Annotated in this window: 14 protein-coding genes; 3 read left to right on the top strand and 11 right to left on the bottom strand. The window is 66.2% G+C overall.

Going from position 1 to position 17,540, the window contains the following annotated elements; translation table 11 throughout:
• The first annotated feature begins 4 nt into the window (after positions 1 to 4).
• Both LPA45_RS08300 and LPA45_RS08305 read left to right on the top strand, forming a co-directional pair.
• On the top strand, positions 5 to 3,010 hold the full coding sequence (locus LPA45_RS08300; RefSeq protein ID WP_367394995.1) for a CHAT domain-containing protein: 3,006 nt from the start codon (positions 5 to 7) through the stop codon (positions 3,008 to 3,010).
• The gene (locus LPA45_RS08305) at positions 3,007 to 3,582 is read left to right on the top strand and encodes a hypothetical protein (RefSeq protein WP_317920067.1); all 576 of its coding nucleotides are present in this window, start codon (positions 3,007 to 3,009) and stop codon (positions 3,580 to 3,582) included. The genes LPA45_RS08300 and LPA45_RS08305 overlap by 4 nt, the downstream gene beginning before the upstream one ends.
• 24 nt (positions 3,583 to 3,606) lie before the next feature.
• Here the strand turns inward: LPA45_RS08305 and LPA45_RS08310 are convergent, their stop codons facing one another.
• Positions 3,607 to 4,419 (bottom strand): hypothetical protein, encoded by an 813-nt coding sequence (locus tag LPA45_RS08310; RefSeq protein WP_116323041.1) that lies wholly within the window; start codon positions 4,417 to 4,419, stop codon positions 3,607 to 3,609.
• Positions 4,420 to 4,523: 104 nt separating this feature from the next.
• Between LPA45_RS08310 and LPA45_RS08315 the strand changes: the two genes are divergently transcribed.
• Positions 4,524 to 8,990, top strand: a complete 4,467-nt coding sequence (locus LPA45_RS08315) for a TIR domain-containing protein (protein WP_317920066.1) — start codon at positions 4,524 to 4,526, stop codon at positions 8,988 to 8,990.
• Positions 8,991 to 9,152: 162 nt separating this feature from the next.
• Here LPA45_RS08315 and LPA45_RS08320 read toward each other — a convergent pair whose 3' ends face one another.
• The 10 genes from LPA45_RS08320 to LPA45_RS08365 all read right to left on the bottom strand — a co-directional run bounded on the left by LPA45_RS08320 (position 9,153) and on the right by LPA45_RS08365 (position 17,466).
• Positions 9,153 to 9,356, bottom strand: a complete 204-nt coding sequence (locus LPA45_RS08320; protein WP_116323039.1) for a cold-shock protein — start codon at positions 9,354 to 9,356, stop codon at positions 9,153 to 9,155.
• A 240-nt stretch (positions 9,357 to 9,596) separates the two neighbouring features.
• Positions 9,597 to 10,412, bottom strand: a complete 816-nt coding sequence (locus tag LPA45_RS08325; RefSeq protein ID WP_116323038.1) for a shikimate dehydrogenase — start codon at positions 10,410 to 10,412, stop codon at positions 9,597 to 9,599.
• 37 nt (positions 10,413 to 10,449) lie between these two features.
• Positions 10,450 to 11,439, bottom strand: a complete 990-nt coding sequence (locus tag LPA45_RS08330) for a D-glycerate dehydrogenase (RefSeq protein WP_317920065.1) — start codon at positions 11,437 to 11,439, stop codon at positions 10,450 to 10,452.
• Between the two features lie 21 nt (positions 11,440 to 11,460).
• Positions 11,461 to 12,405 (bottom strand): sugar kinase, encoded by a 945-nt coding sequence (locus LPA45_RS08335; RefSeq protein WP_317920064.1) that lies wholly within the window; start codon positions 12,403 to 12,405, stop codon positions 11,461 to 11,463.
• Positions 12,402 to 13,190, bottom strand: coding sequence for a sugar phosphate isomerase/epimerase (locus LPA45_RS08340; RefSeq protein ID WP_317920063.1), 789 nt, complete (start codon positions 13,188 to 13,190; stop codon positions 12,402 to 12,404). The genes LPA45_RS08335 and LPA45_RS08340 overlap by 4 nt, the downstream gene beginning before the upstream one ends.
• On the bottom strand, positions 13,187 to 13,921 hold the full coding sequence (locus LPA45_RS08345) for an amino acid ABC transporter ATP-binding protein (RefSeq protein WP_116323034.1): 735 nt from the start codon (positions 13,919 to 13,921) through the stop codon (positions 13,187 to 13,189). Before LPA45_RS08345 ends, LPA45_RS08340 begins: the two co-directional genes overlap by 4 nt.
• The gene (locus LPA45_RS08350; RefSeq protein ID WP_116323033.1) at positions 13,908 to 14,558 is read right to left on the bottom strand and encodes an amino acid ABC transporter permease; all 651 of its coding nucleotides are present in this window, start codon (positions 14,556 to 14,558) and stop codon (positions 13,908 to 13,910) included. Before LPA45_RS08350 ends, LPA45_RS08345 begins: the two co-directional genes overlap by 14 nt.
• The gene (locus tag LPA45_RS08355; RefSeq protein ID WP_317920062.1) at positions 14,555 to 15,313 is read right to left on the bottom strand and encodes an amino acid ABC transporter permease; all 759 of its coding nucleotides are present in this window, start codon (positions 15,311 to 15,313) and stop codon (positions 14,555 to 14,557) included. The genes LPA45_RS08350 and LPA45_RS08355 overlap by 4 nt, the downstream gene beginning before the upstream one ends.
• Positions 15,314 to 15,367: 54 nt before the next feature.
• Entirely contained in the window at positions 15,368 to 16,171 is an 804-nt protein-coding gene (locus tag LPA45_RS08360; protein ID WP_116323031.1) for a transporter substrate-binding domain-containing protein, read from the bottom strand.
• A gap of 236 nt (positions 16,172 to 16,407) precedes the next feature.
• Positions 16,408 to 17,466, bottom strand: coding sequence for a LacI family DNA-binding transcriptional regulator (locus LPA45_RS08365; RefSeq protein ID WP_116323030.1), 1,059 nt, complete (start codon positions 17,464 to 17,466; stop codon positions 16,408 to 16,410).
• Positions 17,467 to 17,540 lie beyond the last annotated feature (74 nt).

Raw genomic sequence — 17,540 nt, forward strand, 5'->3', positions numbered from 1 at the left:
TCTCATGAAGCCACAAGATGGCGGCACGGGTGCCGTTCCTGCCCGGTCCGCCGACACAGGCAAAGCCGAGCCAAAGCCCGAGAGCGCGGGAACGCGGAGGACGACGCTCGGGCAAAGGCGCGCCGCGGGCGCGGCCGCCTTGCGCGTGGAAGTTGTCAACGGCAACCTCAAGTTCTTCGACGCCCCCGTGCTGGTGGGCCACTATCGCGGCAGCGCGCTGACGGGTACCGAGGCCGCGATGGACTGGCTCATCGGCAATGCCATGTCGACCTCGATGCGACTGGGTCGCTATCCACAGGAACTGAAGACGCAGCAGGTCTTCGTCAATACCAGCTCGGACAGGATCAATCCCTTGCGCGATGTACCCCGGCCCAAGGGCATTGTCGTGGTTGGCCTCGGCGACGAGGGGCATCTGCGCGCCAGCGGACTGGACGAGACGGTCCGGCTCGGCGTCATCGCCTGGGCCCAGCATCTGACCGAAGCCGAACGCCCTCCGGGCGAGTCGTCGCCTTGGCCTGCTTCCTTCTCGCTCGCCGCCGCGCTGGCGGGCAGCGGCGGCACCGGGATGTCGGCCGGCCAGGCTGCGCGCTCGGTGGCCGAAGGCGTGTGTGAGGCGAATCGCCAGCTTACTGCGGCTGGCTGGCCTGTTGCGGCGTGCCTGAGCCTGGTCGAACTGTATTTGGACAGGGCTTCCGAGGCATGGCGGGCATTGCAGCTGATCGTCCAGGCCTGCCCCGGGCGTTTTGTCCTCAAGCCATACATTCGCAGCAGCCCAGGGGCACTGCTGCGGCCACTGGACTCCAACTATCGTGGCGCGAACTTTGACCTCATCACGGCGACGACGCAGGTCGACGCCCGGGGCGCCTCCTCGATCGTCTACACGCTCGATACCCGGCGCGCACGCACCGAGGTGCGCGCGGTTGCCGCGCAGGGCCGCCTTCTGCGTGAACTGGTCAGCGTGGCGTCGTCGAGTTCCTGCAACGATGACAGTATCGGGCGGACGCTGTTCAAGCTGCTGGTTCCGGTGGAGGTGCGGCCGTTTCTGGCCAGTGCCACGGAAATGCAGATCGAGCTGGATCCCGGGACCGCCGGCATTCCCTGGGAGATGCTCGACAGCGGGCGGGATGCCGGCGCAGGCGAGAACGTCGACTACAAGCCGTGGGCGATCCGCGCCAAGCTGCTGCGCAAGCTGCGCACGCAAGAGTTCCGCCGCCAGGTGGAAGACGCCGGACGGCGCGCGCCAATCCTTGTGATCGGTGATCCCTGCGCGGACGACAGGCGCTATCCGCTGCTGCCCGGCGCCAGGCGAGAGGCCCGTGCGGTGTCGGCGCTGTTGTCGAAGCGACTCGGCATGGATCGCCAGGTGAAGATCCTTGCCGCGGCCAACGACGTCGACCGGGGCCCGGACAGCCGGCAGGTCGTGGCAACACTGCTGGACGGCGACTGGGGCATTGTCCACATTGCGGGTCACGGCCAGGCGGCCACTGATAGCGACGATCCTGCGGCCGACAGTGGCGCGGCGCGGACGGGAGGGATCGTGTTGTCCAACGATACGTTCCTCGGACCAGAAGAATTCGCCCGGATGGAGCGCGTGCCGGACCTGGTGTTTATCAATTGCTGCCATCTTGCGAAGACGGATACGGCAAACCTGCTGGGCAGCTGCGCCACGCCGTCCTTTCATCGGCCGGATTTTGCCGCCAGCGTGGCCGAAGCGCTGATCAAGCTTGGCGTGCGCTGCGTGGTGGCCGCCGGATGGGCGGTCGACGATGCGGCGGCCGAGATATTTGCCACTACTTTCTATCGGGCCCTGCTGGATGGCCAGCGCTTCCTTGACGCCGTCGGCACGGCCAGGGAGGCGGCGTACAAGGTGCCTGGCAATACCTGGGCGGCCTATCAATGCTACGGCGACCCGGACTGGTGCCTGCCGGGCTGGCTTGACATAGGCTGCCGCGGCGGCACCCGGGCGGCTGGCCAGTCGCCGGAGGAAGAGAGGCAACGCTTTGCCATGGCCTATGGCGGTATCGGGTCACCGCAGGGATTGCTGCTTGCCCTCGACATGATCCAGATGGAGTTGCGCGTGAGCAGTCCCGATGTGGAGGAGTCCGCCAGGCGCTTGCGCTATTTGCTCGATACCTTCGGCGACCCGGAGCGTAACTGGACACGCATGGGCGCAGTGGCCGAAGCGTTTGCGACGGCGTGGCGCGAGGCAGGCCTGCTGGAGGAAGCGGCGGTCTGGTATCAGGCCGCATTCAATGCGGCCGACGGCAAGGCGAGCCTGCAGTCCGCCGAGCAACTCGCGAACGTGCAGGTGCGGCTGGCATGGCAGCGCCTGCGCGCCGCCGCCGGCGCAAACGCAGGCGTGCCGCAGCCGGCAACCGACGCTTCCAGGGAACTTCTTCTTGCCACCATGGAGCAGTTGGCACAACTGCTGGCACTGCACCGTTCCATGGAGCGGCTTGCATTGTGCGGTTCTGCCAGCAAGCGGCTGGCAATGGTCGAGCGCGTGGCTGGCCGCCGCGATGCCGAGGTCACTGCCATCGGTGAAACCGTGCGGTGGTACCAGGAGGCCGAGGCGCTCGCCAGGGCACAGGGCGCTCGCAATGCTTACTACCCGGCCATCAATCGCTGCGCGGCGGAGCTTGTCGCGCACTGGACGGCTGGGAAAGAGGGCAGTTACGAGGCCGACTGGGAAGGGTTGGCGACGGCATCGCCGGAGCGGAACAATGCCGAGCCGGACTTCTGGAGCCGATCGGCCCTCAGCGAGATGTGGATCTACCAATGCGCGGCGCGCGGCAACCTGGCACATGACCTGCCCTGCATCCTCGCCGATCTGGGCAAGCTTCACCGGAGCCTGCCGGCTATCAACAACTGGCGTACCGTGCGCGACCAGGCAGACTTCGTCCTGCCGGTCTACGCCCGGCAAGCCGACACGGCGGAGCGGACGGCTGCCGAATCGCTGTTGCAACGCCTGGAGCGCTGGGCGGGCACCGCCCCGGCGGTCACTGGATGAGCGCCGTGCTCCCTGCAACCCCTGCAGTCGTAGCCCTGGCGGGCCGTCGCATCGATGCCGCGGACGCGCAGCCGGCGCGCTTTCCGCTGGTGAATACGGACCGCGTCGCGGCGCGCATCGCCGCCGGGTTCCGGCTTGTCGGAGCGGCGGCGCTGGTGTGTTCGGCCGCCTGCGGCGCGGATCTCATTGCGCTCGACGTTGCCGCGAAGCAGGGGCTGCGCCGGCGCATTGTATTGCCGTTCGAGCCGAGCCGCTTTGTCGAGACCTCGGTACAGGACCGCCCTGGCGACTGGACCGAGGCATTCTGGAAGCAGGTGGGCGCCGCCGAGCTTGAAGGCAATCTGGTCGTCCTGCAACCGTCCGGCAACAGCATCGAGGACTACCGCAGGGCAAACACAAGGATTCTTGAAGAGGCCCGTGCCGTCGCACGAGCATTCGCACCAGCCACGCCATCGCTGCACGCGTTCACTGTCTGGGATGAAGCGTTACGCCCTGGCGTTGATGCGACTGCGGAATTCCGGGAACTGGCCACGATGTCACATTTCCACATCGTGACCATTCCAACTCTTTAAGAGTAGGGCGGCAACCTGCAATGGCTACAGATCAGGGAGCTGGCTGATGAACGACTTGCTGTGCTGCGCGACGCGCTTGCCAAGCTCCGGCTCCAGCTCGTCGAGGATGCCGACATTGATCTCGGCCTTGGAGTCGAAATGCGTGAACTCCGCATCATTGCTGCTCGCCTTGAAGAAGAGCACCTGCGTGACTGCCGAGTCCGCCTTCAGCGTGAACGCCATCATGGATACGACAAAGCGTCCATCGGCGGCCTCTTCGGCCAGCGCGACCTGGAAGTTCGATACGCTGGAGGAAGTGGTTTCGCGGCTGAAGATGGTGATCCACGGCTTGCTCTTGTCCATGCTGGCCAGCCCGTCGAGCGTGGTCTGGACCAGCGCGAGCGCGCCGGGAGAACCCGGGCCAAGCAGCAATGCCGCCACCGACATGACGGCCTTGTGCGTTTCGAACTTGTCGCTGCCTTCGACATAGCGGGTGGCCGTCGTGCTCTCGATCAGCCAGCCGATGTTGGCCAGCACCCGCACATATTCCTTGTGCCACGCTTCAACGTTTTCCGGATCGCCAGCGGTGCGCCGCGCAACCAGCTGCGCCAGCAGCAGCGAGTTGGTCACCGCGGTACGGCGCGCTGCAGGTACGCCTTTGGCGAAGGTCAGGACACCGGATCCCACGACGACGGCCTGGTCCTTGTTCTCATCGAACTGTGGCGTCTCGCCGTCCAGCAACATCGGACCGCGCGTGTGGTCCACCGGGGGCAGTTCCGCGCCAAGCAAGAACGTCTTGGCGCTTTCGATGGTGACGTCTGGCATGGGGATCTCCGGCAGGTTGAAGGGTTCGTTCATTCTAGGTCGGCAACGACGATTCGCCATGGCGAGAACACAGCAACTTCGGGCACGCACGCCCTGAATGGACGCCTGGAAAGAACGACTGATATCGGGAACGCGACATGACCTCAATATTCATCAGCCACAGTAGCGCCGACAACAACGCGGCGGCTGAAATGAAAGCGTGGCTGGAAGCGCAGGGCCACGCTTCGCTGTTCCTGGATTTCGACCCCGAGGCAGGCATCAAGGGCGGCGCCGGATGGGAGCAGACGCTTTATCAGAAGCTGCGCCAATGCCAGGCGGTGATTGCGCTGCTGACGCCAAGCTGGCTGGCCTCCAAATGGTGTTTTGCGGAGCTGGTGCAGGCACGGGAGCGCGGCAAGGCGATCTTTCCGGTCAAGGTGCAACCGTGCGACGCAAGCGGGATCTTCAGCGACATCCAGCATATCGATCTCACAAGCGAGCCGGAGGAAGGCTATCGGCGGCTCAGGGCCGGCCTTCTGGAGCGGGGGCTCGACCCGTTGGATGTTTTCGCCTGGGATCCCAGGCGGCCCCCGTATCCCGGGCTACTGGCATTCGAGGAGCAGGATGCGGCCATCTTTTTCGGGCGCGGCGAAGACATTCTCAAGACGCTTGAAACCCTCGATGCGCTACGCCGCCAGGGTAGCGACGCGGCGCGTTTCGTGCTCCTGCTCGGCGCCTCCGGCAGCGGCAAATCGTCGCTGGCAAGGGCCGGAGTCATCCCTCGGCTCAAGAAGAAGCCTGCGGAATGGCTGCCGGCGCCGCCTTTCCGGCCCCAGGTCGAACCACTCGACGAACTGGCCATCGCGCTGGCCGCAAGCTTTGATGACCAGGGGGCGCCACGCGACTGGAAAGCGATCCGAACCGAACTGCAACAGGCGGCAATGCAAACGCCTCCGGATGGCCAGGTGTTGCTTGCCGTGGCCCGGGATCTGGCGGTTGCGGCCAGGCGTCAGGAAGCGACGGTATTGCTGACGGTCGACCAGGCCGAAGAACTGTTCGGCTACACGCCTCCGGAAGCCGCCACGCGCTTCCTGCGGCTGTTGCGTGCCGGGCTGGAACTCGGCGACCGCCGCCTGATGGTGATCGCCACGCTGCGCTCGGACTTTCTCGGCGATTTCCAGAACCATCCGGTTCTGCAGGACAACGACTATCCCCATCATTTCCACTACCGGGCTGTGCCGATTGACCCGATGCCGCTGCGAAGCTTCCCGGAGATCATCCGGGGGCCGGCCCGGCTGGCGGGGCTGCAGCTTGCCGATGGCCTGGTCGAGGCCATGGTCAGTGATACCGGTACCCGCGATGCATTGCCCCTGCTGGCATTCACGCTGAGGCGACTCTACGAACGCAGCGGCGGCAGCGGCCAGCTGGCGCTGGACCAGTATGAACGTCTCGGCCGGCTGGAAGGCGCAGTCCGCGAAGAAGCGGAGCGAATCATCGTGGAGGCGAACCCCGCGCCGGATGAACTCGACGCGCTGCACGCCGCCTTTGTGCCGACGATGGTGCGAATCAACGCCGAAGGCGCCTATTCGCGCCGGCGTGCCCTGGTTGACGACTTGCCGCGTCGCGTCCTGGCGCTGCTGCGCCGGTTCATTGACGCGCGGCTGCTGGTCACCGACCGTGATTCCCAGGGGCGGGAAACCAGCGAGGTTGCACACGAGGCGCTATTGCGGACCTGGCCGCAACTGAGCAACTGGCTGATGGAGGATCGGGACAAGCTGCGTCTGCTCGAAGGCTTGCAGCGTGCCGCGGAGGAATGGAACCAGGGCGGGCGGGCTGACGATCTTCTGGTACACCGCGACGGTCGCCTGAGCGATGCCGAGGCACTTCTGGGCAACCCGCGTTTCACCATGCCCGAAGCCTCCGTGGAGCGGGCTTACCTCAATGCCTGCAGCGTGGCGCAGCGTGCCCGCGAGGCGGCCGAGAAGGCGGAGCAGGAGCGACGGATCCGCGATGCCGAGCGGATCGCCGCAGAGCAGACCAAGGCCGCGCAGGCGCAAAAACGGGCGGCACGGATTTCCCGCATGTTCACCTTCGTAGCATTGGGCTTGTTCCTGGTCACTGCTGTCGCCGCTGTGATGGCCACCTGGCAATATCGCGAGGCAACCGCCGCCAACAAAAGAGTGGGCGAAGTGCAACAACTCGCACGGCACACCAGCGATATCGGGACCAACGCGCCGCGCAGCCTTCTGTTGAGCGTGCAGGCCGCCTCCCTGAGCATGGATGGCCGGGACGGCACATTGCTTGGCATCGACGGCCTGCGCCGGCAACTGCGGGTGATTGGCGGCAAGCCCCTGGGCGGGCACGAGAAGGCCGTGCGCATTGCCGCGTTTTCAAAGGACCGGCGCTGGCTTGCCACGGGAAGCGACGACGGTGCGGTTCGGCTCTGGGATCTCAATACCGTGAATCCGGCGGGCCACTCCCTCGGGGGACATAACGGCGCCATTCACGGCCTGTCATTCAGCCCCGATGGCCAGTGGCTCGTCAGCGGAGGGGCCGATGGCGCGATCCGGCTCTGGCGCCTGACATCCGATGGTGCAAAGCCAGGGCCGGCCTATGGTGGCGGCCAGTACGGTGCCATTCGCGCCGTGGCGATCAGCCCCAACGGGGCGTGGCTGGTCGTTGGCACCCAGAGCGGCAAGATGTGCATCTGGAAGATGACCGGGGAAGGGCCGGTGGAAGCGCCTTGCGAGACGTGGAAAGACGATCTGCCCGTCATGAATGTCGTGTTCAGTCCCAAGGGGCGCTGGCTTGCGACCAGCTGCACCGGTGGCTGCAAAGAGTTCGGCGCGCCGGTTCGCCTGTGGGACCTGTCGGCTGACTTTCCGAATCAGGAACCCAGGCGGCTTACCCACGCGACGGAACTCAATGAGGACTCCCTGCTGGCTTTTGCCTTCAATGGAGACGAGACACGCCTGGCGGTTGCGTATGGCTACGCCGTCGAGGTCTGGGACCTGACGCAGGAGAACCCGCCACAAAGCGTCGTGGGACGCTACGCCAGCAGTGGCGGCTGGGTCGGCGCTGTCGGCCTGAGCCCTGACAACAAATGGCTGGCGGTAGGGAGCGGCAGCGGGGCGGCCGTCATGCTGTGGGACCTGACCGGAACGCGCAAGGATCCGGTCGCGCTGAAGGGGCATCGTGCCGCGGTCAATTCCGTCGTATTCAGCGATGACGGGCGGTGGCTTGCGACGGGCGGCCAGGATGCAACGGCACGCCTTTGGGACCTGGATGAGCCGACGATACCGTCCACGGTCCTGCGCGGCCAGGAATTGCCCATCAGGCAAGTCCTGTTCAGCGCTGGCGCGGAGCCGCGCCACCTCGTTACGCTAGGGGAAGATGCCCATGCGCGGCTCTGGACCGTGCCCGACCCGGTTGCGGACCCCCTCGTGCTGCGCGCAAGGGTCAAGCCTGCCATTGTCGGGATGGCGGTCAGCCCGGACGGGAACTGGATTGCTACGTCGAGCCAGGAGGACAAGAAGCTTGTGCTGTGGTCTACCAAAGATCCTCGTCAACCGGCCCGGGAACTGCCGCTGCCCGGTGCCTCGCATGCCATCGCATTCAGTCCGGACGGGCGCTGGCTGGCCGCCAAGAGCCAGGACCAGCACGTCATCAGCCTCTGGCACATGCAGGATCTCTCCAGGAAGCCGCTCGAGCTGTTCGAGCAAAGGTGGGGAGACGTGCGGACCCTCGTGTTCAGCCCGGACAACCGGTGGCTGGTGAGCGGGACGTGGGAGGGTGGCATGGTCAATATCTGGGACGTCTCCAGCGATAGCCCCTCCCTGGAGCCACGGCACCGCTGCATCCAGGGAGACCCGGTGCGTGAGCCTGCGTTCAGCGCGGACGGACGCTATCTGGCAACGGCGGCACACGGCCTCAACGCGCGCATCTGGGACCTGCGCGCCAGCAATCCTTGCACAAGCCCGCGTCTGCTTGCGCATGGAGACGTGGTGTACCAGGTTGTGTTCAGCCCCGACGCGCGCTGGGCTGCGACTGCCAGCATGGATACCAAGGGGCGGCTTTGGGATCTTGGCGCCGACGCCGGGGCCGAACCGAAACTGGTTGCAGAACTGGCGTTCTCGGATCGGGTCCTGGAGGCGGCCTTTAGTCCCGATGGCCGTTGGGTAGCCTTCGGCTCCTGGGACACGACGGTCAAGCTGCTCAACCTTGCGGAAACCGGTACCAGGAAGCCGATCGAACTGACCGGGAACACAGGCCGGATCTTGTCGGCATCGTTCAGTCCGGACAGCAAATGGCTGGCCGCGGGTGGCGAAGATCGGACAGTCCGCCTCTGGGATCCAACGAATCCGGCTGCCGCGCCCGTCGTCCTGCGCGGGCACGAAGCGACGGTTGCCCATATTGGCTTCACAAAGGATAGCCGTTGGATCATTACGGGTGCTTACGATGGGACAGTAAGGCTGTGGCGGCTGACGTTAGCTGACCTGCAGGACATTGCCTGTCAAACCGCAGGGAGAAGCCTCACAACCGAGGAAGCCAATGCATTCCTGTCAGAACCTGCCCACCAGCCCTGTACCGGTAAAGTCATGCCGCAGCTAAGCGCGAAGCAATGAAACCGGGCAGCCTGGTCCAATGTGTAGCAAGAGCCGTACCCGAGCGGCCTTGCCCGGGATGGCAGATGGCCTGGCGCCGCCCGCCTGGAAGCCGCCGGCCCAAATGAGAAAAGCCCTTCACGATCGGAAGGGCTTCTATTGCAATGCTTCATGCCTGAACGGCTAGAGCTTGCGAATGTTTGATGCTTGCAAGCCTTTTTGGCCTTGCGTCACTTCGAACTCGACTTTCGCGCCTTCCTCCAACGACTTGTACCCGGTACCCTGGATTTCGGAGTGATGCGCAAAGAGGTCTTTGCCACCGTCATCGGGCGTGATGAAGCCATAGCCCTTCTCGCTGTTGAACCACTTCACAATGCCTGTCGCCATCTCATCCTCAATGCCAAAAGCCTGCAGGTTGCACTCGTTGCCAAGATGCTGCGCGCCACCGAGATCGGCTGTGCGCAGTAGTAGGCGCCGTCAGCATATCGTGACGTTTCCCTTGCGCCAAGTCATCCGGCGCTAGGGTTTACCTGTGTCAATGAGCCGCCGAGGAGGATTGGTAGGCAAGCGGGTGGGTTTGGGTCATCGGAGTGTGAGCGTCAGGAGGCAAGGGGCGGCAGGGGGGGCTTAGGACAGGCGGGCGATCTCGTCAAGCAGCGCCGCCTCCATTGCCTCGATCGGCGCGCGTGCGCAGCCGGTGTAGAACTCGACCTGGGCGCACGCCTGGTGCAGCATCATGCGCGTGCCATCGATGGTGCGGCAGCCGAGCGCGGCGGCATCGCGGATCAGTTTGCTCCTGACCGGGATGAAGGCAGCGTCCATGACGATCAGGTGCGCGGCGAGTTGCCCGGCCACCGGGTTGACATCGGGGGCGCGAAAGCCCGCGGCGGTCGCGTTGGCGAGCATGTCGAAGTCCGCCGCGCGGAAGTCGGATAACCCGCCGCCAAAGCGCAGGCCAAGCGAGCCGGCCAGCTCCTCGCCGCGCGCCGCGGTGCGGTTGAACACGGTCACGCTGGCGCCGGCCTCGCGCAAGCCATAGGCCATCGCACGCGCCGCGCCGCCCGCGCCCAGCAGCGCAATGCGCTTGCCGGCGACTTCCGTCACCTCCTGGAACGCCCGGACGGCGCCGATGCAGTCGGTGTTGTAGCCGGTCAGCACGCCATCGATATTGTTGATGGTGTTGACCGCGCCAATCGCGCGAGCGGTCTCGTCAAGATGGTCGAGGTGCGGAATCACGGCCTGCTTGTGCGGCATCGAGACATTCATGCCGCGCACGCCGAGCGCGCGGATCGACTGCACGGCGCCGGGCACGTCCTGCACCCCGAAGCACACAAAGGTGTAGTCGATCCCCAGCGCCCGATAGGCGGCATTGTGGATGCGCACATTGAAGGTGAAGGGCTCGCCCATGATCGAGCCGCACAGCGTGGGTATGGAGCTGGGCATTGCGGGGTGTCCTTGCGGGATGTCCTTGCGGGAAAAATCAGGCGGCTGCCTGGGCGGCAAAGGCCGCCAGGTCGAAACGCGCGGCGGGTTGCCGTCCGGCGAGCGCGTCCAGCAGGTTGCGCGTGGCCAGTTCGGCCATGGCGCGCCGGGTCTCATGCGTGGCCGAGCCGATATGGGGCAGGGCGGTCACCCTGGGATGGCAGCGTAGCGGCGAGTCCTGCGGCAGCGGCTCGGTGGCGAAGACGTCCAGCCCGGCCGCGCGCAGGTGGCCGCTTTCGAGGGCCGCGAGCAGCGCGTCTTCCTGCACGATCTGGCCGCGGGCGCCGTTGACGAAGATGGCGCCCGGCTTCATCAGCGCGAACTCGCGCAGGCCCATCAGGCCGCGCGTGCTGTCGGTCAGGGGCAGCGTGACGGCGACGATATCGGCGCGCCGCAAGGCATCGTCAAGTTCCGTCCGGGTGGCGCGTCCCACCAGATCGGGCGGCTCCGCGGCAGCCTCGTTGACGTAGAGCACCTCCATGCCGAAGCCGAGCGCCGCGCGGCGCGCCACGGCCTGGCCGATGCGCCCGAAGCCCAGGATCGCCAGGGTCTTGCCATGCACGTCCCAGCCGAACAGGCTTTCGCCGATATTGGCGGTCCAGCGGCCTCCGCTGACGTGGGCCGCCAGCTCGACCAGGCGCCGGCTCGTGGCCATGATGAGGGCGAAGACCGTGTCGGCAGTGGTCTCGGTGAGTACGCCGGGCGTGTGGCACAGGGTGATGCCGCGCCGGTGCAGGCAGGGCAGGTCGTAGTTGTCGACCCCCACCGAGATACTCGAAATCACTTCCAAGCGGCCGGCTTCGGCCAGTTCCGCCGCGCCCAGCTTCACGCTGGAGCCGATCAGGCCATGGGCGCTTGCCAGCGCGGCGCGGAAAGCCGGCCGTTGTGCCGGCTGGCGCGGGTCGGCCACGATCACGTCATGCTCCGACTCGACCCTGGCGAGCAGGTCTTCAGGAATCGGGCGGAACACCAGTACATTCTTGCGCATGGGTCATCCTTGCTGTGGGCTTTACAAACTGGCGGCCGCCAGCTGGGCATGGGTGGGCAGGCCTTCGGTATCGCCCCGCACCTGCACCGCCCGCGCGCCGATCCAGGCGCCGCGCCGGACGGCTTCGCCAACCGGCCGGCCCTCCAGCAGCGCGCTGATCACGCCCACGGCAAAGCCATCGCCGGCGCCCACGGTGTCGACGACGCGCTCGACGCTGAACGCCTCGACATGGCCGCTGCCGGCCTCGCCATCGAACCAGGCGCCGTCGGCGCCCAGCTTCACCACCACCAGCTTCGCGCCGCGGGCACGATAGAAGGCGGCAATGCGTTCCGGCTCGGCGTGGCCGGTGAGGAAGCGGCCTTCCTCGATGCCGGGCAGCACCCAGTCGCACTGCCGCGCGAGGTCGTTCAGCGTCTCCCGCATCAGCTCGGGCGTGGCCCACAGCGTGGGCCGCAGGTTGGGATCGAACGAGATCGTGCGGCCGGCGGCGCGCATGGTGGCGATGGCCTGGCGCGTGGCGGCCTGCGTGCCAGCGGCCAGCGCGGGAAACACGCCGGTGACGTGCAGGTGCCGCGAACGCCGCAGCCAGCTGTGGTCGAGGTGCTCCGGGTTCATGCGGCTCGCCGCCGAGCCGCGGCGGTGGTATTCGACGGGCGGATCGCTGCCGTCGTCCACCCGGCCCTTGAACTGGAAGCCGGTGCGTTCGCCGCGCTCGCACACCACCTGGCTGCAATCCACGCCTTCGCGCTGCATTTCACCGAGCAGGTAGCGGGCCATCGAGTCATCGCCCAGCCGGCTGGCCCAGCCGACCTTCAGGCCCAGGCGCGACAGGCCGATGGCCACGTTGGTCTCGGCACCGGCGGTGCGCTTGTGGAAGGTCTGCGCGCCTTCGAGCGGGCCGGGTTCGCCGGCGACCAGCATCAGCATCGCCTCGCCCAGCGTGACCACGTCAAGATCGGTGCTCATGCGGAGACCTCCACCGAACGCAGCAGTTCGACATGACGGCGCGTGACCGGCACCAGGTCGTCGCCTTGCAGCGGGAATTCGATCGCACGCGCAACGTGCGTGGGCAGGCGGCGCAAGACGCTGCGCCATGGTGCCGCCGACTGGTCAAGCGGCACCGCGATCCATTTGGCGGGCGTGCGCTGCACGCCTTTGCAGTGCACGTAGCCGACGTTGGCGCCGAGAAGCTGCGCGGCGTCGAGCGGGTCTTCGCCGGTCCAGTGCCAGTTGCCCATGTCGAAGGTCATCGGCACGGTCTTGCCGAGGTCCGCGATGCGCGCGAAGAAGTCGCGCAGCGGCGGTACGGTGCCGGCCTGGGCGGTCTGGTCGTTTTCCACGACGAGTTCGATGCCATCGTGCCGCAGCCAGGGAAGCAGTGCTTCCAGCGCCGTGCCTGCCCGATAGCCGCCAAGCGACATCTTGACCCGGGCCGCACCGAGCGCCAGCGCGGTCGTGAAGGCACGGTCGAGCGCGGCGGCATCGAGGCTGCCTGCGTCATTCCAGAGGCCTTCCGGGCTGGACCAGACCACGCTCAGTCCATGCTCGCCGGCGGCCTCGCGCTGCTCCCTGACTTCCTCCTTGTACCCGCGCTGGAGTTCGCCGCGGAATTCCACGCCGTCCGCACCCGCTGCCGCGGCAATCCGCGCCAATGCGGCCTGGCCGTCGCGCAGGGCGAGGTCGGCGCCATAGGCGGTCAGCGAGATCAGCACCGGCGGACGTGAAACACCTCCTGCTTGCCACTGGCTCATTTCAATGCTCCCGCGCTGAGGAATTGCTGCAGTTCCGGCGTCCGCGGCTGCGCGAACAGCGCCTTCGACGGCCCCGCCTCGTGCACCTTGCCCTGGTGCATGAAGATGGTGGTATGCGCCATGCGGCGCGCGAACTCCATCTCATGCGTGACCAGCACCATGGTCATGCCGGAGGCGGCCAGGTTCTCCATGACCCGAAGCACTTCCGCCGTCAGCTCGGGGTCGAGCGCGGAGGTGACCTCGTCGAACAGCATCACCTTGGGTTCCATCGCCAGCGAACGGGCGATGGCCACGCGCTGCTGCTGGCCGCCCGAGAGCTGCTCGGGGTAGCAGTCCTTCTTGTCCAGCAGGCCGACCTGGGTCAGCACCTGGGCGACGATGCCGTCGATCCTGCCTGCGGCCATCTTCTTCACGATGGCCGGCGCCAGCGCAATGTTCTGGCCCACGGTCAGGTGCGGAAACAGGTTGTAGCTCTGGAACACCATGCCCACGTCGCGGCGCAGGTCGAGCAAGCGCTTGCGGTCGTGATCCAGCTTGTGCCCGGCGACGGTGATATTGCCAGCGTTGATCGTCTCCAGGCCGTTCAGGCAACGCAGCATGGTGCTCTTGCCGGAGCCGCTGCGGCCGATGATGGCAACCACCTGGCCCGGCTCGATCGCAAACGACACGCCTTTCAGGACTTCGACTGCGCCATAAGACTTGTGCACGCCTTGTGCTTCAACGATTGACATGGAGCCTCCTTTCCATGCGCCGGGCTGCCGCGGACAGCGGGAAGCAGAGCGCGAAATAGATAAGTGCGACGACGACAAAGACCGCGAAGGGCTGGAAGGTCGCGTTGTTGATCAGTTGGCCGGCGCGGGTCAGTTCGATGACGCCGATGATGGAAGTGATAGAGGTGTTCTTGACCAGCTGGACCGAGAACCCCACCGTGGGCGGCAAGGCCAGCCGCACCGCCTGCGGCAGCACCACGTGGCGCAGCTGCTGCCAACGGGTAAGGGCGAGCGCTTCGCTGGCCTCCCACTGTCCTTGCGGCACGGCCTCGATGCAGCCGCGCCAGATCTCGCCAAGATAGGCGCTGGCGTAGATCGACATCGCCAGCATGGCCGCGACCATCGGCGACAGCTTGAGCCCGAGCACGGAGAGTCCGTAATAGCTCAGGAACAGCACGATCAGCACCGGCGTTCCTTGCACGACCTGGATATAGACCGTGCTGGCCAGGCGCAGCAGCGGGCTTCCGGAGGTACGCGCCAGCGCCACGATGAAGCCGGCCAGCGTGCCCCCGACGAAGGCGAGCAAGGTCACCCACAGCGTCCAGCGTGCCGCCAGCAGCAGGATCTCAAGATGATTCCAGGAGAACTCGGTAATCATTTCCCGCTCCCTGCGACCGCTGCTGTCAGTTCCGCCCGCGCAAGCGGCACGACCGGGAATGTGCGGGCCAGCTTGCGTGCGCGCGCCACCACGCGGCGCCGCCTGAACACCAGGTTGCCGATCACGGCGAACATGGCGCGCAGCAGCAGGGCCAGCGCGATATACATGAACATGACCAGGATGTAGCTCTCGAAGGTGCGGAAGGTCTGCGAATCGATGTGGCTGGCGACCGCCGTCAGCTCTTCCACCGAGATCGCCGACACCACGCTCGAGGTCAGCATCATCAGCGTGAACTGGCTGGTCAGGGCGGGATAGACCTTCTCGAAGGCCGGCACCAGCGCGACGTGGCGGATCAGCTGCCAGCGCGTCATGCCCAGCGCTGCGGCGGCTTCAAGCTGCGAGCGGTGCACTGCCTGCAGGCCGGCGCGGATGATTTCCGTCGAGTAGGCACCGAGATTGACGGTCATCGCAATCACCGCGGCGGTGACGGCATCGATCTGCAGGCCCACCGTCGGCAAGCCGAAGAAGATGATGAAGAGCTGGATCAGGAAGGGCGTGTTGCGGATCGCCTCGACATAGGCCCGGGTGGCGCGCTGCAGCCAAGGGCCGCCAAAAGCGGCGGCAATGGCGCCGGCGGTGCCGACCAGGGTGCCAAGCAGGATCGAGCTGAAGCTGAGCGCCAGCGTCATCGCCGCGCCTTCCGCGAAGCGATCCAGCTGCGACAGCACCGGGGTCCATTCGAATTGGTAGTTCATGCGGGTCTCCTGGCACGCCGGCTGGCGCCGGCGCGCAGCGTCGGACTGCCTGGGTCAGAACGTTTGCAGCGCGGGCAGCGCCTTGCCGGTCCACTTCTGCGCAATGGCGTCGAGTTCGCCGTTGAGCTTGACGTAGGAGATGGTGGTGTTGAGCCATTGGCGCAACTCGAAGGCGTCGCGGCGCACGGCCATCGAATTGGGCTGCACCGAGAACGCGAACTTGGCGTCGAACTTGCCGGCACCGCGCGCCTTCATGATCTCGTTGCCGGTGGTGTTAGGCAGCGCAATGGCATCGACCTGATTGCTGATCAGCGCCTGCGCGCAGGTGGCATCGTCCTCGAAGCGGACGATATTCATGCCGGGCACGGCCAGCCGGGTCAGCGCGGTGTCCTGCGTGGTGCCGCGCGTCACGCCAACCTTCTTCTTGCCGAGCTCGGTCAGCTTGGCGTATTTGGCTGCGGCGGGCGCAAAGATGGTCAGCTCGAACGCGCTGTAGGGCGCGCTGAACATGATGGCCCGCGCCCGCTCGGGCGTCGGCGCCAGCGTTGCCACCAGGAAATCGACCTTGCCGGCCTCCAGCGCAGGAATCCGGCTGGGCGAGGTGAGCGGAACGATATCGACCGGCACGCCCAGGTACTTGCCAAGCAGGTTGGCCACGTCGACGTCATAGCCGGCGGGTTTGCCGGTGGCGTCCGTGGTGCCGAAGGGCGGGGCGCCGGTCACCACGCCGATGGTGACCTTGCCCTTCTTGACGATCTCGGCAACCGTCTGCGCCTGGGCGGTGAAAGCGGCGCTGGCCAGGACCAGCAGAGTCAGCACGGGCGCGGCTACGCGGCGCAACAAGCGTTGGACGTTCATCTATGTCTCCTGCACGTATAGGGGTGTCGCTGGCGTCGCAGCGGTGGCAAGTACCGTCTTGAAACCGGTTTCAGGATTATAGGAAACCGGTTTCAGAGATCCAGCAGTGGAAACCCTTACGGGCAGGGCCGTGTTTGGCCTGTGGGGGAAATGGGCGCGTTGCTGCACCCCCTACGCTGACGCAGCGGGTCTATGCGTGGCTTACATGCGCGCGCCAGACGGCGGCGGGGGAGGGATCAGCCGCGGCGGGTGGAGCCGCGCGTGACCAGCGTGCCGGGCAGCAGTACCCGGCGTGGCGGCAGCTGGGTGCCTTGCAGGCGCTCGATCAGGCAATTGGTGGCGACGCGCCCGATATCGTCGGTGGGCTGGGAAATCGCGCTGAGGCCAGGACCGACCAACGCAGCCCATTCCGGATCATCGAAACCAATCAGTCCAAGGTCGGTACCGAGCTGCCAGCCCAGCCGGGCGGCCGATGCGGCCACGCGCAGCGAGATCACCGCGTTGGCCGCCAGCACGGCAGCGGGTGCCTCGCCAGCACGGCGTCGCAGGTCGCGCAGCGCTGCATCCAGGGCATCGTCTTCACCCCTGTGGGCTTCAAATGCGGTCCCGCTGACAGAGTCCGCGTGCTCGGCGACAAAAGCCTGGAAGGCGCGGGCCCGCTCGTTGCGCGAGCTGATGGCCTTGATCGGCTCGCTGATAAAGAGCACGTGCCGATAACCGGCTTCGACCAGGTGGCCGGCAGCTTCATGGACGGCGGTCAGGTTGTCGAGCGCCACCAGGTCCACCTCCGCATCGCCGACCTTGCGGTCGACCAGTACGACTGGTTTGCCCAATTGCGCCGCATCGGCCAGGGCGCCGGCATCATGCCCCAGCGTGTGCAGGATAAAACCCTCTACCCGGTACGCCGACAGCGAGCGAATCGCCTCGCGCTCCAGTTCCTCGTCATTGCCGAGATTGAACAGCATCACCATGTAGCCCGCGTCGCGGCAAGCCTTCTCCACGCCACGCAGTACGGCCACCGAGAAGGAATTGGAAACATCCGCCACCACCAGCCCGATCAGGCGCGACTTGCCGCGCTTGAGCCCCTGCGCCATGGGGCTGGGACTATAGCCAAGCGCGCGGATGGCCGCGGCCACGCGCGCCTCCACGTCCGCGGACAACTGCTCGCCGCCCCGGTTCAGGTAGCGCGAAACGGTGGCCTTCGAGACGCCCGCATAGTCGGCAACGTCCTGGATGGTGAGCTTCTCTGCGGGTTTCAGGTCGGAAATCGGTCGGGTCACGGGACGCGGGGGCATTGGATTCGGGTCTTGGTGAAACCAGTTTCACAATTATGCCTCGGCATGCCGGAATTTGGCAGCACCCGGAACCC

It is taken from the genome of Cupriavidus sp. Agwp_2 (assembly GCF_040784895.1).
GTDB lineage: Bacteria > Pseudomonadota > Gammaproteobacteria > Burkholderiales > Burkholderiaceae > Cupriavidus.

Coding starts and splice junctions, on each gene's coding strand:
- LPA45_RS08300 (WP_367394995.1), top strand. CDS start 5: ATGAAGCCACAAGATGGCGGCACGGGTGCCGTTCCTGCCCGGTCCGCC.
- LPA45_RS08305 (WP_317920067.1), top strand. CDS start 3,007: ATGAGCGCCGTGCTCCCTGCAACCCCTGCAGTCGTAGCCCTGGCGGGC.
- LPA45_RS08310 (WP_116323041.1), bottom strand. CDS start 4,419: ATGAACGAACCCTTCAACCTGCCGGAGATCCCCATGCCAGACGTCACC.
- LPA45_RS08315 (WP_317920066.1), top strand. CDS start 4,524: ATGACCTCAATATTCATCAGCCACAGTAGCGCCGACAACAACGCGGCG.
- LPA45_RS08320 (WP_116323039.1), bottom strand. CDS start 9,356: ATGGCGACAGGCATTGTGAAGTGGTTCAACAGCGAGAAGGGCTATGGC.
- LPA45_RS08325 (WP_116323038.1), bottom strand. CDS start 10,412: ATGCCCAGCTCCATACCCACGCTGTGCGGCTCGATCATGGGCGAGCCC.
- LPA45_RS08330 (WP_317920065.1), bottom strand. CDS start 11,439: ATGCGCAAGAATGTACTGGTGTTCCGCCCGATTCCTGAAGACCTGCTC.
- LPA45_RS08335 (WP_317920064.1), bottom strand. CDS start 12,405: ATGAGCACCGATCTTGACGTGGTCACGCTGGGCGAGGCGATGCTGATG.
- LPA45_RS08340 (WP_317920063.1), bottom strand. CDS start 13,190: ATGAGCCAGTGGCAAGCAGGAGGTGTTTCACGTCCGCCGGTGCTGATC.
- LPA45_RS08345 (WP_116323034.1), bottom strand. CDS start 13,921: ATGTCAATCGTTGAAGCACAAGGCGTGCACAAGTCTTATGGCGCAGTC.
- LPA45_RS08350 (WP_116323033.1), bottom strand. CDS start 14,558: ATGATTACCGAGTTCTCCTGGAATCATCTTGAGATCCTGCTGCTGGCG.
- LPA45_RS08355 (WP_317920062.1), bottom strand. CDS start 15,313: ATGAACTACCAATTCGAATGGACCCCGGTGCTGTCGCAGCTGGATCGC.
- LPA45_RS08360 (WP_116323031.1), bottom strand. CDS start 16,171: ATGAACGTCCAACGCTTGTTGCGCCGCGTAGCCGCGCCCGTGCTGACT.
- LPA45_RS08365 (WP_116323030.1), bottom strand. CDS start 17,466: ATGCCCCCGCGTCCCGTGACCCGACCGATTTCCGACCTGAAACCCGCA.